This window comes from Patescibacteria group bacterium (assembly GCA_035288465.1).
In the GTDB taxonomy this organism is placed as follows: domain Bacteria; phylum Patescibacteriota; class UBA1384; order DATEAH01; family DATEAH01; genus DATEAH01.
In genome coordinates, this window is the sequence record DATEAH010000008.1 from 1 (window position 1) to 18,114 (window position 18,114).

The 18,114-nt window shown below is 38.5% G+C and carries 17 protein-coding genes, 2 tRNA genes and 1 pseudogene; 18 read left to right on the forward strand and 2 right to left on the reverse strand.

Going from position 1 to position 18,114, the window contains the following annotated elements; translation table 11 throughout:
- Positions 1-180: 180 nt before the first annotated feature.
- A complete protein-coding gene (locus tag VJJ80_03085; GenBank protein HLC39077.1) occupies positions 181-1,137 on the reverse strand; it encodes a tyrosine-type recombinase/integrase in 957 nt (318 codons plus the stop codon).
- A gap of 85 nt (positions 1,138-1,222) precedes the next feature.
- Between VJJ80_03085 and VJJ80_03090 the strand changes: the two genes are divergently transcribed.
- The 8 genes from VJJ80_03090 to VJJ80_03125 all read left to right on the forward strand — a co-directional run bounded on the left by VJJ80_03090 (position 1,223) and on the right by VJJ80_03125 (position 7,432).
- Positions 1,223-1,798: a phosphatase PAP2 family protein gene (locus VJJ80_03090; GenBank protein HLC39078.1), complete on the forward strand. Its 576-nt coding sequence runs from the start codon at positions 1,223-1,225 to the stop codon at positions 1,796-1,798.
- Positions 1,795-2,418 (forward strand): phosphatase PAP2 family protein, encoded by a 624-nt coding sequence (locus VJJ80_03095; protein ID HLC39079.1) that lies wholly within the window; start codon positions 1,795-1,797, stop codon positions 2,416-2,418. Before VJJ80_03090 ends, VJJ80_03095 begins: the two co-directional genes overlap by 4 nt.
- A complete protein-coding gene (locus VJJ80_03100) occupies positions 2,419-3,033 on the forward strand; it encodes a DedA family protein (GenBank protein HLC39080.1) in 615 nt (204 codons plus the stop codon).
- A gap of 140 nt (positions 3,034-3,173) precedes the next feature.
- On the forward strand, positions 3,174-3,635 hold the full coding sequence (locus VJJ80_03105; protein ID HLC39081.1) for a hypothetical protein: 462 nt from the start codon (positions 3,174-3,176) through the stop codon (positions 3,633-3,635).
- A 140-nt stretch (positions 3,636-3,775) separates the two neighbouring features.
- On the forward strand, positions 3,776-5,068 hold the full coding sequence (locus VJJ80_03110; GenBank protein ID HLC39082.1) for a pitrilysin family protein: 1,293 nt from the start codon (positions 3,776-3,778) through the stop codon (positions 5,066-5,068).
- Between the two features lie 45 nt (positions 5,069-5,113).
- A complete protein-coding gene (locus tag VJJ80_03115) occupies positions 5,114-5,611 on the forward strand; it encodes a nucleoside-diphosphate kinase (GenBank protein ID HLC39083.1) in 498 nt (165 codons plus the stop codon).
- A 6-nt stretch (positions 5,612-5,617) separates the two neighbouring features.
- Positions 5,618-6,739: an MraY family glycosyltransferase gene (locus VJJ80_03120; protein HLC39084.1), complete on the forward strand. Its 1,122-nt coding sequence runs from the start codon at positions 5,618-5,620 to the stop codon at positions 6,737-6,739.
- A gap of 105 nt (positions 6,740-6,844) precedes the next feature.
- Positions 6,845-7,432, forward strand: coding sequence for a PH domain-containing protein (locus VJJ80_03125; GenBank protein HLC39085.1), 588 nt, complete (start codon positions 6,845-6,847; stop codon positions 7,430-7,432).
- A 7-nt stretch (positions 7,433-7,439) separates the two neighbouring features.
- On the opposite strand, the gene rpmA is transcribed toward VJJ80_03125, so the two are convergent.
- Positions 7,440-7,715, reverse strand: coding sequence for a 50S ribosomal protein L27 (gene rpmA / locus VJJ80_03130; protein HLC39086.1), 276 nt, complete (start codon positions 7,713-7,715; stop codon positions 7,440-7,442).
- A 195-nt stretch (positions 7,716-7,910) separates the two neighbouring features.
- On the opposite strand from rpmA, the gene VJJ80_03135 reads away from it, so the two are divergent.
- From VJJ80_03135 to VJJ80_03180, 10 genes and pseudogenes are all read left to right on the forward strand, one after another.
- Positions 7,911-11,399 (forward strand): DNA polymerase III subunit alpha, encoded by a 3,489-nt coding sequence (locus tag VJJ80_03135; protein ID HLC39087.1) that lies wholly within the window; start codon positions 7,911-7,913, stop codon positions 11,397-11,399.
- Positions 11,400-11,705: 306 nt separating this feature from the next.
- Entirely contained in the window at positions 11,706-12,221 is a 516-nt protein-coding gene (locus VJJ80_03140) for a hypothetical protein (protein HLC39088.1), read from the forward strand.
- A 153-nt stretch (positions 12,222-12,374) separates the two neighbouring features.
- Positions 12,375-12,707 (forward strand): annotated as a pseudogene (rplS, locus tag VJJ80_03145) (50S ribosomal protein L19).
- A 160-nt stretch (positions 12,708-12,867) separates the two neighbouring features.
- On the forward strand, positions 12,868-13,530 hold the full coding sequence (locus VJJ80_03150; GenBank protein HLC39089.1) for a ribonuclease HII: 663 nt from the start codon (positions 12,868-12,870) through the stop codon (positions 13,528-13,530).
- Between the two features lie 110 nt (positions 13,531-13,640).
- Positions 13,641-14,018 (forward strand): YraN family protein, encoded by a 378-nt coding sequence (locus tag VJJ80_03155; GenBank protein HLC39090.1) that lies wholly within the window; start codon positions 13,641-13,643, stop codon positions 14,016-14,018.
- Positions 14,019-14,070: 52 nt separating this feature from the next.
- Positions 14,071-14,149: transfer RNA gene (locus tag VJJ80_03160), tRNA-Gln, on the forward strand.
- Between the two features lie 613 nt (positions 14,150-14,762).
- Positions 14,763-16,130 (forward strand): glutamate--tRNA ligase, encoded by a 1,368-nt coding sequence (gltX, locus tag VJJ80_03165; protein HLC39091.1) that lies wholly within the window; start codon positions 14,763-14,765, stop codon positions 16,128-16,130.
- 166 nt (positions 16,131-16,296) lie between these two features.
- Entirely contained in the window at positions 16,297-16,896 is a 600-nt protein-coding gene (locus VJJ80_03170; GenBank protein HLC39092.1) for a hypothetical protein, read from the forward strand.
- 81 nt (positions 16,897-16,977) lie between these two features.
- Positions 16,978-17,051: transfer RNA gene (locus tag VJJ80_03175), tRNA-Gln, on the forward strand.
- Positions 17,052-17,124: 73 nt separating this feature from the next.
- Complete coding sequence (locus tag VJJ80_03180) at positions 17,125-17,979, forward strand: hypothetical protein (protein ID HLC39093.1); 855 nt, start codon at positions 17,125-17,127, stop codon at positions 17,977-17,979.
- Positions 17,980-18,114 lie beyond the last annotated feature (135 nt).

The window sequence follows — 18,114 nt, forward strand, 5'->3', positions numbered from 1 at the left end:
TGTCGATCGTGATGAAGGGTTGTATTTTATTCGATTCAAAAATAATAAAGCAGACCTTGTCGACAAAATCTGGGTTCTTACCACCGATTCCCTATACCCTAATCCTAATATGTTTTAGATCACTTTTAATTCTAAATCCTGCTATTTGATTCTAAATCCGAGAGGTGGTTTACCTCAAAACTATTCAGCCACCTCTTTTTTTGATTTGTTTTTTCCGTGATATTTTTGATGGGTTTCTTTAAGATGTTGGTCGGTAATATGAGTATAAACTTGGGTGGTGGTAATTGAAGAATGGCCGAGCATCGCTTGTACAGAACGGATGTCCGCGCCTGACCTGAGCAAGTCTGTGGCAAAAGAATGTCTCAAGGTATGGACAGTCACGGGCTTGGTAATGCCGGCACGGATTGAATATTTTCTGACAATCCGTTGGATAGTGCGTGGGGTCAAATGGGCAAAAGATTCAAATTCATCAGAAATATCTTTTTCTTTTTTTTCGAGAAAGCGGTGCCTGACAAAAAGAGCTTCGGAATTGTCAGTGCGTAGATCTAAATATTTTTTAATCCAATCACGGGCTGATTCGGACAAAAAGACCACTCGGCCTTTGCCGCCTTTACCAAGAATCGAAAATTCACCTTGTTTTAAATTGACGTTTCCTTTTTTTAATTTGACCAATTCAGAAACGCGCAAGCCGGTAGAGAAAAGCGTTTCCAAAATCGCCCGGTCACGAAGCCCGATAATTTGGTTTTTTTCGGTTTGTGTCGCCTGAAAAAGTTTTTCTAATTCCTCGGGTTCCAAAAAAGTAATTTCTTTTTCTTCAATGCTGGCTAATTCAATTTGATCTGCAGACAAACTTTTGATTTTTCTCTTGGCTAAATATTTCAACAAGGAACGCAGGGCGATTAAGTGGTAATTTTGAGTTTTCTTCTGCAAATAATTGCCTTTTTCATCCTTAAAGCGGTTTAAGTACAAACGATATTTTCGCATCAAATCAGCAGTAATTTTTGAGGGGGTAATGTCTTTAGAAAATTCCATAAACCTTTGGAGATAATGGTCATAATTTTGAACGGTCATTTCCGAATGACCTTTTTCAATTTCGCAATATTCTAAAAAATCGGCAATTAAATCTGAAAGACGCATTTTGCCTCCCTGGTAGGTTTTAATTATTTCTTAATTCTTATTTTACCTCATTTACTCCTAAATTCAAATATGGTAAAATTGGCTTATGAACAAATTGGTTTTCATCGACCATCAAATTTTTGATTTTATGAATAGTTTTGCCGGCCAAAATTATATTTTAGACCGGATATTTTCAATTACGGCTTTTTATTTTGTTTATTCGGTGCCGGTAATTTTATTATTTTGCTGGTTTTATTCTGATGACCTAAAAAAAGCTTCTTTTAAAGCTTTTTTCGCGGGAATGTTAGCCTGGTTTGGAGTTTCAAATTTAGTCGGTTCATTATATTTTCGACCCAGACCCTTTATTGCAGATGAACAAATCAAAGAATTGCTTTTTCACCGTCCAGATCGATCTTTTCCATCCGATCACGCGGCATTATTATTTGCAATCGCTTTCACCTTTTGGTTTTTAGGATATCGAAAACTTGGTTTAGGCTTTTTTGCGATTTCGGTGGCAGTTGTTATAATGAGGATAGTGGTAGGAATTCATTATCCAGCAGATGTCGCGGCAGGCACACTAATTGGATTAGCGATGGCAGTTTTGGTTTTAATTTTAAATAAGCAATTAGATCATTTAGTCGCGCCGATTATTAGGATTGCCAAAAAGGTAAAATTAGGATGACCATTGCTGTTGATTTGAAAAACCGATTTTTAGACGCTCTCTCATTTGTCATTTCCGGGATTTTTAGCCCGTATTTACTGAGCGTTTTTTTTGTTTTAGCAGTTGCTTTTATTAGTACCGTGGACGTCACCAAATTTTTGCCTTGGATATTGGTTGGTTTGTTTTTCTTAGCCGCGGTGCCGATTATTTATATTTTTTGGCTTCATGAAACCGACCAAATTTCCGACTTGCACATGTCAAATCATCAGGAAAGAAAATTACCTTTTTTGGTCAGCGCTGTTTCGGCCTTAATCGGCGTGATTATTTTATTTTTGATGCATGCCGCCACGCCGATTTTAGCCGTGACAACTGCATATGCGGTTAATGCTTTGGTAATTTGTGGGGTGACTTTGTATTGGAAAATTAGCATTCATTCCGCTTCATTCGCGGCTTCAGCCTTGATTTTAATGCTTTTTTTTGGCGCTAAATTTTGGCCATTGTTTTTATTTTGGATTCCCTTGGCATGGGCGAGGGTTCATCGCAAAAAACATACCCCAGATCAAGTTTTAGCAGGTGCAGTTTTGGCAACACTATTAACAATAATCGTTTTTTACGCCTTTGGCTATAAGATTGGGGGTTAAATGTCGGCAATTTTATCTGCAGTCTCTCATTTTATTATCGAAGTGGTTTCTCGCGCTGGATATGCGGGTGTAGCCGGATTAATGGCAATAGAGTCTGCCAATATTCCTTTGCCTTCAGAAGTGATAATGCCCTTTGCCGGCTATTTAGTTTTTTTGGGCAAATTAAACCTGTGGTGGACAGGTTTTTTTGGTGCGGTTGGCTGTTTGGTAGGTTCAGTTTTGTCATATTGGTTAGGTTATTGGGGCGGACGGCCCTTGATTGAAAAATATGGAAAATATGTTTTAATATCTCGTCACGATCTAAATTTAGCAGATAAATGGTTTCGACGTTTTGGCGAAGAAATAGTTTTTGTGGGGCGTCTTTTACCAATCATCCGAACCTATATTTCTTTCCCAGCCGGGATTGCAAAAATGAATTTTGCAAAATTCTCGTTATATAGTTTTTTAGGCTCTTTGCCTTGGTGTTTATTTTTAGCGTGGTTAGGTTTAAAATTAGGTGAAAATTGGGAAAAATTGCGCACCTATTTTCATGGTTTAGATTGGGTAATTGGAGTCTTGATACTAATTGGGATTATTTGGTGGATTTGGAGACACATTAGGCAAAGTAAAAAGTAAAAATGCAAAAGTAAAGATAAGGGTTTTCTCATTTACTATTGTTTGTTTGCTGATACATCTTGACAAAGATAGGTTTTTTTGGTATATTTTGATAATCTGGACAGAGTCGAAACGCACGGTCACGGAAAGGAGAGAGCCTAATGTCGTATGGCGAAGTAGCCCTAATTTCAGCAATTGTGGCGGTGATATTTTTCTCATTTGGGTATTTAAGTCGCAGCAATCAGGTAGCTAATGATTTGAAAAAGCTTGCCGAATACAAGTTGACTTATATTCGACGACAATTTTGGACTCGGAAAGATGGTTATGTAGATGAAGTGACGATTGATGGCGGAAAACATTGGTATGATGTTATCGAAGATAACGAAAAAGGGACACAAAGGTTGATTCCTAAAGCTGTTCAAAATACTTTTCGCATGATCGGGGCATTTTTGGGTGGAATTTCGGCGGAGGACTTGCCGCACAGCTTAATTGGATTTCCTACTAATAAGGATAAGCCTTCTGACCCCGTTGTTGATGAAGATCAATTAAACCAAGGTGCTGCTTTTGCGCGGAAACTCTTCGCTTCTGGTCAAGCTTGTCATTCTGGCCAAGAAGGAGTTTAACATTATATTATTTTCAACGATTTGTCCGAAGCCGGACGTGAGCTGCTATTCCATTTTGGAAAGCCTGAGTTTGCGTCCTCTTTTTTTATTTAGTAAAAAGGGTTATAATAAGATTTGAATTAAAGCTAATTTGAGATATTTTGAAATTTAGAAAGGTTGATAAATTGTACCAAAAGAAAATAATCAATAATGGTTTGAGGCTATTAACTATCCCCGTCAAAGCAACTAATGTCGTGACGGTTTTAGTTTTAGTAAAAGCTGGTTCTCGTTATGAGCTCGATGAAATCGCCGGCATTTCCCATTTTGCCGAGCACATGTTTTTTAAAGGTTCTGAAAAAAGACCTTCAACTTTGGCAATTGCCACCGCGGTTGATGCGGTTGGCGGTGAGATGAACGCCTTTACCTCCAAAGAATTTACTGGTTTTTATATTAAAGTTTCCAAAGATTATCTTGAATTAGCCCTAGACGTACTTTCAGATTTATTACAAGCGCCGCTTTTTAAACCGAAAGAAATTGAAAAGGAAAAAGGAGTGATTAGGCAAGAAATTAATATGTATGAAGATACGCCAATTAAATATGTTGATGATTTGATTGAAGTGGCTTTATATGGCGATCATCCTTTGGGTAGATTAATTATTGGTGATAAAAAAACGGTGAGCGGTTTGAATTTAGAAAAACTTAAAAAATATTTATATAATTTATATTTAGCGAAAAATGCGTTGGTGGTGGTTTCGGGAGCATTTGAGTCTGAAGCTAAAACGCAAAAATTAGTGGCTAAATATTTTCATTTGCCAAAAACTGGAAAACCGGCAGCGTTTGAAAAAATTAGAGAAAATCAATCAGAACCGAAAATAATTTGCAGAACCCAAAAAACCGAACAAAGCCATTTAGTCTTGGCTTTGCGCGGTTATAGTGCTCGAGATCCTAAAAAATATATTCTTAAAGTGATTTCCGTGATTTTAGGCGGGGCAATGAGTAGCCGGTTGTTTTTGGAAATTCGCGAAAAGCGCGGCTTGGCCTATTATATTAAAGCCTCGGCACCGACTTATTTGGATGCCGGTTATTTAATGATCAAAGCTGGTTTGGAAAATACCAAAGTGAAAGCGGCAATTAAGATTATCTTGAAAGAACTAACCAAACTTAAAACCAAAAAAGTCGCCGCCGCAGAATTGAAAAAGGCAAAAGAATACATCAAAGGCAATGTTAATCTTGATATTGAGGATTCGTTTGCTCAAGCCCAATTTTATGGTTTACAGGAATTGCTTTTAGACAAAATCAAAACCCCAGCCGAGGTTTTTAAGCTGGTTGATAAAGTTACTCCCGAAGATATCTTAAAAACCGCCAATGAGCTATTTAGTGATTATAACTTGAATTTAGCGATAATCGGTCCCAATTTTAAACCAGAAAATTTTAAAAATATTTTAACTTTTTAAAAAATAATTTAAAGGAGCCTAATGCCAAAACCTTCAAAGCCAAGATTGCCTAATTTGGAAAGAACCCTAATTGTTTTAAAACCTGATGCAATTAAGCGTGGAATTATTGGCGAAATCTTATCACGTTTTGAAAAAGCTGGTTTAAAAATTGTGGCTATGAAAATGGTTTGGATTGACAAAGACTTAGCTGGCAAACATTATGATGAAGATCTTGCCAAGCGTCGTGGCGAGCACGTTCGGCAATACAATATTGATTTTATTACCCAAGGTCCAACCGTAGTGGCGGTCTTAGAGGGCATCGGGGCAATTGAAAACGTGCGGAAAATGGTTGGTGACACTGAACCAAAATCTGCAAAGCCCGGGACAATTCGTGGCGACTATTCGCATGTCAGTTACGATTATTGCAATAAACAGGGCGTAGTCACAAAAAATATTATTCACGCCTCATCTGACACGGATTTTGCCTCGCGGGAAATCGCCCTTTGGTTTGCGATTGACGAGATTCACGACTACAAACGTTCTGATGAAGACGTGATGTTTTAAACTTCTATGAATTATCAATTATATTTTTGGCTATTTTTAGCTTGCGCGATTTTGTCATATTTATTGACCTTGTTGGTGATTAGGTTAGCAGACAAATGGCGAATCTATGATTTGCCTTCACCGCGCAAAATTCATGCCAAACCTATCCCCAGATTAGGCGGTTTGGCAATTTTTGGTGCCTTTTTAATCATAATCTTATTTTCAGTAGTTTTTAGACCTGATTTGTTCCATTTTTCGCCTTGGATTTGGTGGCACGTGATTGATAAGCGCTTATTTGGGGTAATTTTAGGCGCCATTGTTTTGGTGATAGTGGGAGTGATTGATGATGTTAAAGGCTTGAATCCATTCACGAAATTGTTTTGGCAAATTGCCGCCGCGGTGATGGTAGTAATTTCCGGAGTTGGCATTGACATGATCCGCAATCCCTTTGGTGGACCAATGATTGCCTTAAACCAATTTCAAATCCCGATTCATTTTTATGGCTATATATACCATTTTGTGGTCATTGGCGATTTATTTGTGATTTTTTGGATCGTGTTAATGATTAATATTGTAAATTTTTTGGATGGTTTGGATGGCTTGGCAGCTGGTGTCTCGTTGATTGCTTTTTTGGTTTTGTTCTTTTTGAGTTTAACCCCAGCCATTAATCAGGTTTCTACCGCCTTATTATGCTTGATAATTGCCGGCACCTTAGCGGGTTTTTTGCCAAAAAACTTTTTTCCAGCCAAGATTTTTATGGGTGATTCAGGCAGTATGTTTTTAGGTTATATGATTGCCTGTTTGGCGGTGATTTCAGGCGGAAAGGTTGCGACCAGCCTTTTGGTTTTAGGCTTTCCGATTTTAGACGGGTTATGGGTGGTGGGGAGAAGATTAATTCACAAAAAATCACCCTTTGTGGCGGATAAAAAACATCTTCACCATCGTTTATTATCCGTGGGGTTGAGCCAAAGACAAGTGGTTTTAATAATTTATGCGATGTCAGCAATTTTTGGCGGGGTGGCCTTAATGTCACAAACTCGGGAGAAATTTATGGCTTTAATCTCTTTAATTATTTTGATGGTTTTTTTGGGCCTATTTTTAATTGTGATAGAATGGAAGAAAGAGAGTAGAGAATCGGAGAGAAAATGAAAACTGAGCAAAAAAAGAAAATTCAAAAAATAATTTTAATAATCATTACCGCAATTTTGGCAATTGGAATGATTTTACCGTTTACCTCATAATTTAGGAGGGGTTTTGGACGAAGAAGAACTACCAAGCCACGAACTCAGAGATAAAGAAGAATTAGTCTTAGTTGCTGGTAAGCATTGGTTTTTAATGCTCAAGCCGCTTTTATGGACCTTTTTGGGATTAATAATTGTGTTTGTAGTTTTGAGGATTGGTGGAGCTTCGATTTATTTTACGGTCGCTTTTTTTCTATGGTTGGCTTTGGGTATGACTTATTTTATCGCCAATTATATTGTTTGGGCGAGAACTAAGTACTTTTTGACTAATATGAGAATTATTGTTGATGAACAGAAAAGTTTATTTGCTAAAGAGATTACGGAAATTGAATTAGAAAATATCCACAATGTTTCATATAAAATTTCAGGGGTGGTGTCGGCTGGTTTTAATTTTGGTAATGTAATTTTGCAATCTTTTGGCGCTCCAAAACCATTAATATTAAAAAATGTCAGCAAACCAGCTCGGGTGCATTTGCGAATCAGCCAAATGATGGCAGAATTGCACGAGGAAGAAGAACAAAACCAGGAAATTGAGCCCAAAATAAAACACCCCAGAAAATATATTCCTAGGGCGCCTCATTTAGAAGAAGATAACGAATAGCCGCATTTTAAGCTTTAACTGAAATTAAAACTTTCCTTTTTGCTTTATTGTAATGGCTATTATTTTTTTTACTCTCAAAAATTAAAATCCCGTCAGCTTTTGCAAAAATCGTATGATCTTTACCGATACCGACGTTTAAGCCCGGATAAAATTGGGTGCCTCTTTGACGAACAATAATCTGGCCAGTTTTAATTTTTTGACCGCCAAAGATTTTTACTCCCAATCTTTTTGATTTTGAATCACGGCCTAAGCGGGTACTACCCTTGGCCTTGGTATGTGCCATAATCACTCCTTTCAGTCGCTAAAATCAAAAATCAAAATGTAAAAATTAAAAATACTGTCACACTTTTAATTATTAATCTGAATTTTTGCTATTTACTCTTTAATCTTAATTTATTATATTCCAAATTCTAGAGCTTGTCAATATTGGCAAAAATTGTAGGTTTGCTAAACTAAACTTGGAGGTGATTTTTTTATTATGTCTAACTTCGTTCATCTTCATGTTCATTCGGAATTTTCCTTACTGGATGGTTTAGGCAAAATTGACCTTTTAATCAATAAGGCCAAAATTTTAGGTATGGAAGCATTAGCCATAACTGATCATGGTTCAATGTACGGCGTACTGCAATTTTACAAAAAAGCCAAAGCGGCTGGCATTAAACCAATTTTAGGAGTTGAAACTTATGTGGCACCTCGAACCATGGCTGATAAAACGCCGCGTATTGATACCAACCCATATCATTTGGTTTTATTGGCGAAAAATAACCAAGGTTATCAAAACCTCCTTAAAATTGTTTCAGCTTCGAATATTGATGGTTTTTATTATAAACCCAGAATTGATAAAAAAACTTTATCAAAATATACCGAAGGGATTATTGCTCTTTCAGCCTGCTTGCAAGGAGAACCGGCGCAAAAAATTTTACTTCGTGATTTAGCCGGGGCGGAAAAAGCTGCCCAAGAATATAGCGAAATGTTTGGCAAGGGAAATTATTATTTAGAAATTCAAGATCATCCTAATATGGAAGAACAAAACCGCGTCAATAAAGAAATTATTAAAATTGGCCGCAAACTTGATATTCCGCTCGTCCTTACCAACGATGTGCATTATGTTGATTCAAAAGATCAGGAAGCGCACGAGATTTTGTTATGTGTGCAAACTCAAAAAACGATTCAAGATAATGACCGGATGAGTATGGCCTTTGACGATTTTAGTCTCAAATCAGAAAGTGAAATTGCTATGAATTTTAAAGAATATCCAGAGGCTTTAGAAAATACCCAGAAAATTGCCAATGAATGCAATGTTGAATTGAGTTTAGGAGAATTTATCTTGCCAAAATTTGCCGTGCCTGGCAAAATGACGGCTGAAAAATATTTAGAGGAACTTTGTTATGAAAATTTGCCGAAAAAATTCGGCTTCACTAAAGACAAACCGGTTAAAACTGATTTGGCAAAAGAGGTTTTGGAAAGATTAAAATATGAACTCTCGATTATTGAAACGACTGGTTATGCGAATTATTTTTTGATCGTGTCTGAATATGTGAACTGGGCGAAAAATCAAGGAATTTTAGTCGGTCCAGGAAGAGGATCAGCGACTGGTTCTTTGGTTTCCTATTTAATTGGGATTACGGACGTGGAACCGATTAAATATAATTTACTCTTTGAGCGATTTTTAAACCCAGAAAGAATCTCGATGCCTGATATTGATATTGATTTTGCAGATGATCGGCGCGGCGAAGTGATTGAACATGTGACGCAAAAATATGGGAAAAATAATGTCGCTCAAGTTGTTACTTTTGGGACCATGGCCGCTCGGGCCTCGGTGAGAGATACTGCACGAGCTTTAGCGTTGCCTTATTCGTTTGCGGATCGATTAGCAAAAATGATTCCAGCCGGCATGAATTTAAAAACCGCCTTAGAAAAAGTGCCAGAATTGGCTGAGGCATATCGCCAAGACGGCCAAGCTAAAAAAACTTTAGATTTGGCGCAAAAATTAGAAGGGGTAAGCCGCCACGCCTCTGTTCACGCGGCCGGGGTAGTTTTTGCGGACAAGGCCTTAACTGAATATGTGCCTTTGCAATTAGCGCCACATGGTGAAATTTCTCTTTTAACCCAATATTCAATGTATGATTTGGAAGAAGTTGGTTTAGTGAAAATGGACTTTTTAGGTTTGTCAAACCTGACCGTGATTCAAGACGCAATTAAAATTATCGAGAAAACGAAAAATAAAAAAAATGATATTCAAAATATCCCGCTTGATAATCCTGAGACTTTTAAACTCTTAGCTAAAGGTGAAACCACGGGCGTGTTTCAATTTGAATCAGACGGGATGAAACGTTATTTGAAGGAATTAGAACCAACCAGACTCGAGGACTTGATCGCGATGGCCGCCCTATATCGTCCTGGACCTATCGAAAGCATCCCGCATTATATTAATAACAAGCGTCATCCTGGTGAGGTGAAATATCTTCATCCGGATTTGAAGCCGATTTTAGAGCCGACTTATGGGACTTTGGTTTATCAAGAACAGCTTTTTAAAATTGCCCAAGTCATGGCCGGTTTTACTTTAGGTGAGGCAGATATTTTAAGAAAAGCAGTTGGCAAAAAAATTAAGAAATTATTAGATGAGCAAAAATCAAAATTTATTAATGGTGTGATTAAAAAAGGTTTTGGCAAAAAATTGGCTGATCGGCTTTGGAGCTTTATTGAGCCATTTGCTTCTTATGGGTTTAATAAATCACATTCCGCCGCTTATGCTTTAATTGCATATTGGACAGCGTATTTGAAAGCAAACTTTCCCTCGGAATTTATGGCGGCTTTGCTGACTTCGGATAAAAATAATACTGACCGGGTAGCGATTGAAATTGCCGAATGTCAACGTTTAGGCTTAGCAGTTTTACAACCCAGTGTGAATGAAAGCTTTGAAAATTTTACCGTTTTAGCGGATGGCAATATCAGATTTGGATTAGGGGCAGTTAAAAATATTGGCCCAATGCCGATTGAGGCGATCGTTGAAGCTCGGAAAAAAGGTGGTGCATTTAAATCAGTTGAGGATTTTTGCAAACGAGTTGATTTTATGCAGGTTAATAAAAAGGTGGTGGAAAGTTTGGTGAAATCTGGGGCGATGGATGATTTGGGCGAGCGAGGTAGTTTATTGGCTGGTTCAGAGCAAATCCTAAAATATGCCAATAATTTGCAAAAAACTAATCGTGCCGGCCAGGTGGCTTTATTTGAAACCACTGGCCCGCAAGTTAATTTTTCAGAAAGTTTGAATTTACCAGAGATTGAACCTGTTGGCCAGCGACAAAAATTATCTTGGGAAAAAGAATTATTGGGAGTATATTTGTCTGGTCACCCGCTCGCAGATTTTGAGCAATTTTTAGCCCAATCTGCAACCCCAATCTCGACTTTAAATAATCATCACGATGGCAAAAGGGCACGGATTGGCGGCATGATTACCAGAATTAAAAAAATTATTACCAGAAATGGCGAGCCGATGGTTTTTGCCACCTTGGAAGACAAAACCAATTTTGTCGAAGTTTTGGTTTTTCCCAAAATTTTAGCCGCGAATTCGGAAATTTGGCGCGAAGATAATGTGGTAGTGGTCACGGGTAAAATTAATTTAAAAGATAACCAATTAAAAATATTAGCCGATTCGGTGCAAGAAGTTGGCGAACAGATGAGTTTAGAGGATGAACCGGGTTTGATTAAACCTGAAAAAGAAGAAGTTGGGGTCAGCATTTTGCATTTAAAAATTCCTAAAATTGGCGCGAATAAAATGTTATTAAGCTTAAAAGAGATTTTAATTAAATATCCGGGTGAGACGGAAGTGATTTTATTATTGCCTCAAAATGGTGGTTTAAAAGAGGTCAAAATTAAGACGAAAATTGAATTGACTGAGGATTTATTAATTGAACTCAAAAACTTATTATCGGAAAGTCGTGTTTCGGTTAAACAGTTAAAGAGTTAAGTAGTTAAGTTGTTTTTTCGATTCACATTAGGTTCATCGTCGACTTAAAATTGTTAATTGCGATCTGTTTCCGCCAGCTGGCGGATGTTTTTCGGTGGTACTTGACAAATAGCATTTGATGGCATATAATGTGAATATCTGTTCTAATTCAACTCTGGGAAGGAAGTGATGCTTACCGAAAACGAGTTATACACCGCGTCAACCAGACGTACGCCACAATCACGCGCTGTAGCTTGATGCTCTTCGTGGGGGAGACCGTGGTAGAGAGACACACCAGTAGCCACAGCACCACCTACTTGGGGGAAGGTGAACCGAGTGACGTCGTCCGACGAAGCAACGCGAACCAAGACCAAGAAGGCCGCGACACCCTGGACATGGCTTCTATCCAATCTTGGAGCCAAGCTTCAGTACTGTTCGGGGGTAGGTTACCTGTTCGCCGACAACGGCTCAGGTGACTGCCTAATACAGAAGTTGTCCGGCAAGGAGGCTACCAGCAAGTCTCAGTCGATGACAGAGACTGATCTGAACGCCTTTGATCCGGCCAACTACGACACCCTCCTCGGTTGCCCAGAGGGCTGCACCAACATTCCCTCACGGATCATCGTGCGGATGTTCTGGAAGGAGAAGTTTCCGCGCTGCCAGGCTTACCTGAACCATGAGGAAGCGGTTTTGGTCTTCACGGACAAATCAGGCAAGATCAAGGCAGGCATCCTTCTCCGGCCGCATGACAATCCAGCAAAGGAGCTGGAAACCCGCAGGCGACAAGCCGACCGTGCTCGGTCAGCCGACTACAACGCCTGTCAGCAGGAGTTGGGACGTTAGTACGACCTTTGGCGCCAAGGGTCGCAAAACTGGGGCAGTACCCAACGCATTCACAGGGTATTGCCCTTCTTCTTTTTTTGGGAAAAGATCTTGCTAAAATTTAAATCTTAAGATACAATAATTAAAGACAATCAACTAATATAATTAACCAAAATGAACATAATTGAAGAAATTGAAAAATCACAAATTAAAAATCGCCCTCAAATTAAACCGGGCGATGTGGTGGCGGTGCATCAAGAAGTTGAAGAGGGCAACAAAAAAAGAATCCAGATTTTTAAAGGCACGGTGATTCAGGTTTCAGGATCTGGAGCTCGAAAATCAATCACGGTTCGCAAAATTAGCCTGGGAGTGGGCATTGAAAGAGTTTTTCCAATCCATTTGCCGACGATTACTAAAATCACGGTTCTCAAGAGTAGTCATGTTCGTCGGGCAAAATTATATTATTTACGCGGCCGAAAAGGCAAAGGTTTAAGGCTTAAAGAAAAAACCGTTGCCGCAGACGTGATTCAGCTTCAAGAAAAATTAGAAAAAGAAGAAAAGGTCAAAGTAGATCGCGACCTTGAAAATAAAAAAGCGGATGGCGCGAATGAAAATAAAAAAGCAGACCAAGCCAATACTGGCGAAAAAGCGGAAAAGACCGAAAAGCTTGCAAAAGCAGAGAAAATTAAAGAAAAACAGCCGTCTCAAGATTCCAAAAATAAATCATGAGCAATATCTCTTAGGACTAGGCTTTAAAAATATCGTTGGTGTTGATGAGGTTGGCCGCGGTTCATGGGCTGGACCTTTGGTGGTGGCGGCAGTTCAGCTTCCGATAAAAAATAGACTTTATCATTTACGCGACTCGAAATTATTAACCGCTCAAAAAAGATTAAAACTCGCTCGCAAAATTAGAAAAACTAGCTCCTTCGCGATTGGCCAAGTTGAAGTTTTTGAAATCAATAAATTAGGATTAGGGCAAGCCTTACAATTAGCTTTTAGGCGGGCAATTTCTAATTTAAAAATAAAACCCGATTTTATTTTGGTCGATGGTTTTAGACTTCCTGATTTAAAAATTAGCCAAAAAGCGATTATTGCTGGTGATTTAAAATGTGCTTCTATCGCGGCCGCGTCAATCGTGGCAAAATCATATCGAGATTCGCTGATGGAAAAGTTAAGCCGAAAATATGTCGGGTATTATTTGGAAAAGAATAAAGGTTATGGTACGCATCAGCACCAAAAAGCCTTAGCGGTTAATGGACCTTGTGAGATTCACCGGAATTATCGACCAATCAGAAAGCTTAAATTCGAATATCGAAATTCTAAATCCTAAACAAATTCAAATGACCAAAATAGTTTAGAACATTCGAACATTATTATTTTAAAAATTGTTTCGAATTTCGTGCTTCGAGTTTCGAATTTCAAAAATTCCGGAGGAATTTTATGATTTATCCTTATAAAAAACCAACTTTGGGAGCGTGGGGCGAGAAAGTGGCGGCTAATTATTTAGCCAAACTCGGTTTTGAAATTTTAGAACGAAACTATACCACTAATTTGGGTGAATTAGATTTGATTGCGAAAGAGGGTGGCGTGGTGGTTTTTGTAGAGGTGAAAACTAGGACTAGCCGCAGTTTTGGCTTGCCTCAGGAATCAGTGAATTTTAAAAAACAAAATAAAATTGTCCGGGTGGCTTTGCAATATTTACAGCAACACCGGCTTTCGCACCGGACTTGGCGGATTGATGTGGTGGCGATCGTGATGAACCGCCGAACTCATAAAGTTGAGAATATTGAACTAATTAGAAATGCGGTGACGAGATAAATATTGGGGCTTTTTTTATTTCAGATAATGTGATATACTTGATTAAAGTCATTGCGGGTTAGTGCAACTGGCAGCCAGCACGGCAGACACTGAATCTGCAAATCCAAGTTCGAACCTTGGACCCGCAGCCATAGAATCTACAAAGGGTGGTGAAGCGTGATGGTCTGTACAAAATGCCATATCCATAATATGGATAGTTCGAAGTTTTGTTCTAATTGTGGTGAAAAACTTCTTGAGAAATGTTCAATTTGTGCTTTTTCACATCCTTTAGATTCCGCATATTGCACCGAGACTGGTAAAAGGTTTGTGACCGCCGAGACTAACAAAAAGATCCGAAGCGAACAAGAAGAACATTTCCTCGAGCTATACAGAACAAGAATAAAGCTTAACACAACAATTGCCGGTTTTGTTAGCTTTTTCCTGTCTTTAACAACCTTGTCAATTATAGGGTATTACTATCATTCTGCGGCTGGTCTTGAAACTGATCTATTTTTTATTATTTTCTGGTCAACTATAGCGAGCATAGTTCTCACTTGCATAGTGTGTATGTACACAGATATGTTTTTAGATTTAATTTATCATCGAAGATTTAACCGCCGACATCCATAGACCAACCAATTCTCGAAAACAGCTAACCTATTCCTTGTAATTTTATTTTTCCGCCCTGTCGGGTCAATTACTTTCACAACCTGATTAGGGCTTTTTTTATTCTTGAAAAATGATAAAATTAGAGTGAGGTTTGAAATGGACAATAAAATTCGAGTCAGAATTGCACCGTCGCCAACCGGACCATTGCATTTAGGCACCGCCCGAACCGCTTTGTTTAATTTTTTATTTGCCCGAAAATCAGGCGGCAAATTTTTATTGCGGCTTGAAGATACTGATCAATCCCGTTCCACCATGGAATTTAAAAAAAACATTGTCGAAGGTTTTAAATGGCTCGGTTTTGAATTTGATGAAGCGCCGTTATATCAAATGGAACGATTGGCAAAATATCAAGAAATGGCACAAAAATTAGTCGAGTTAGGTTTTGCGGAAAAAATTGATTCGGCGATTGTTTTTAAAGCCAAAATCGCGCTTGAAAAATTACAAATTGATTATAAACCAGTTAAGGCATTTTCTAAATTTGATAAAGAGGCTAAAAAACCGAAGGAAAGTTATTATCTAAAAAATATTGGCAAAGATTTGATTCATGGTCCAATTTCCGGAACAGTTTCCAATTCAGTTTTATTGCGTTCAGATGGCATTCCCACTTTTCACCTGGCAGTGGTGGTAGACGATGAAGAAATGAAAATTTCGCACGTGATTCGCGGTGACGATCATTTGCCAAACACACCTCTGCATATTATTTTGCAAAAAGCTTTGGGTTTTGAGATCCCAATTTATGCGCACTTGCCGATGATTTTAAATATTGACCATACCAAAATGAGCAAGCGTGGTCAAAATGTGAACTTGTCAGATTATCGGGCTGACGGATATTTGCCCAAGGCTTTGATTAATTTTTTGGCTTTGCTGGGTTTTTCGCCGAAGGGCAAGGACCAAATTGTCAGTTTAGAACAATTAATTTCGGAATTTGACTTTTCCAGAGTCCAAAAATCGCCGGCGGTTTTTGACCGGGAAAAATTAGATTATTTGAATGGTTATTACCTTCGTAAATTGTCAGCTAATGATTTAGATAAATTATTGAGGGAAAGTTTTTATCCCAAAACTGAGAAAAAAACCTTGGTTTTGAGTGCGGTTTTGCAAAGCCGGCTGATAAAATTAGCCGATGCTCGCGAGATGTCACAATTCTTCTTTAAGGAAGTAACGGTTTCTAAAGATATTTTGATATTCAAAAAATCTGATGCTGCTAAAACCCGACAAGGACTTCGGGAAACTTTGAAGGCTTTGGAAAAAGTTGGTGAAACGGATTGGGAAAATCAAGACCAATTGAATCAGATATTAGCCGAAGTCGTAAAAGATAATCAGCTTGGCAATGGCGATGTTTTTTGGCCTGTTAGAGCCGCTTTATCTGGAGTTGAACAAAGTCCTTCACCGGTTGAGTTGCTTCAGATTTTGGGACGCGACGAGAGCTTAGCGAGAATTAAAAAAGCGATTGAGAAATTGAACTAAAAATATTCTCTACAAATTACGAAAATTATACGAAAATACATAATCATTTTTTTATTTTTGTACAGTTTTGTATTAAGTAGATTAATTTATTATTGACTTTTTGGGATTTATATAGTAAAATATTGATGATCTGCACGAACGCCTGACTCGAAAGGGATTGGTTTGCTTGGCTCGGCTAAATCCCAAAGATTTAGATTATATTGTTTTGCACACATTCGGCATTTTGTCAGAACCAGACAAACAAAATCATCCGATCCTTCACCCTGAAACTATTGCCAGGCTGGATAAAGTAGCGGAATATTGTCATGATTTTAAGAAGACGATTTTACTATCTCAAGCTTGGAGCCAAGCTAATTGGATTCCTGACATAGAGGAAAATTATTTAATACACCACGGATTTGTTTCTAATTCCTTGATATGGAAACCAAACCAACCAACGATTGGAACGAAAATCGGTGGAACGAGTGGGGAAGTCAGATTGGCTTTAAATATGAGTAATCCTTCGTTGCTGACTGATTTCACGCTCAATATCGGTTTTGTTACCAACCGAATCCATATGCCAAGAGTCAGGTGGTTAGTGTGGTTTATCAGCCGCAAGTTGGGGATTAAGGTTCAATTTTATCCGATTTATTCTGAACGTAAAATTCCTCTGTTTCGAGCAGTAATTCAGGAAATGGTCGCCTTTGCACTAATGTTTATTACCTTTGACCCGCGAGCAGAGGGAAGGTTTTTCCGCTTTCTGCAAAGCCTTATTCCTGGCGGATAAAATCATTTCAATTTGGCCTTTTGGCTGTTTCAGCTGGAAGGCTTTTTTTATTACTCAAAATGAGATAAAATATAGGTATATTCCGGGGTCGTCTAGCGGCAGGACGAGAGGTTCTGGTCCTCTAAACCGGGGTTCGAATCCCTGCCCCGGAGCCACGAAAAATGACTCAGCCATAAAATGACTCAGCCACGCTTCGCTGTCTCGTAGCGATAGAAAGGATTTTATCTTATGCCCAACCCAGAAGAAGAACAGCCATATCTTACTCCAAGAGAAGTCGCCCGCTTTGATCCCTATGGAGTTAGAAAGCAAGCTTTAGAAAAAGAAGCTGAGTCTTTAGAATCCCAAGCCCCAAAACCAACTCCAGAAGAAGTAGTTGAAAGACCAGACATCTTAGAAGCTTCTGAGATTATGAAAGATGACTTTTTTGGTCCAGAAGAAATAGGGAAAGCCTTTCAAGTAGAACTAGATCCAAATGAAATCCCTGCTCAGCCCTTCTCAAGAGAAGAACTTGAACACTTTCAACAAGAAGGATATTTCCTCTCTCTTAGAATTGATCATGACAAGGATGGTAATCCTCTCACCATTCAACAACTAAAATCTCTCTATGGATTAGACCCCAAAGATCCAAACACTAGAATCTTCTATCAACAAGATTGGTATGAAAAACCAGAAAACTCCGATCCTTTCTACACTACTCAAACCCCTAAAGTTCAATGGTCTTTAACTAAAAAAGAAGTCCTTGATGACTCAACTACAATAAATTATCAAGATCAAGAAACCATTCTAAACCAATATACTCAACAACAATCTCCTCACTTAGAACCAAACCACACCATCCAAAGAAGAGAAGCTGTTGACATCGCCTATGATCTAGCATTAGCCTATTTATCCAAAGGAGAAAAACAACTCCCTACAAGATATGACTGGTCTAAAACTAAACTCACCCAAGGGGCGTACTCCGGCGAGTTTGCTAATCTTGGCGACTTTGATGCGAAGGGTTTCCTTGTTGATGCGAGTCTTCCTGAGTATTCCCGTGCCTTTTTGGGGGTTTGCCCCTCGGTAGTTTCTGAAATTGAAACTTGATCTTTGAATTTTTGATATCTTTTGTCTCTTTTGATGTTTTGGTTTTCGTTTTTTTGAAATTTAAATGAGACACTCATCAATCCCTTTTTATGGTGTCTCATTTGTCTCATCCGCCTTGGCGAGCCTTCGGCGAGA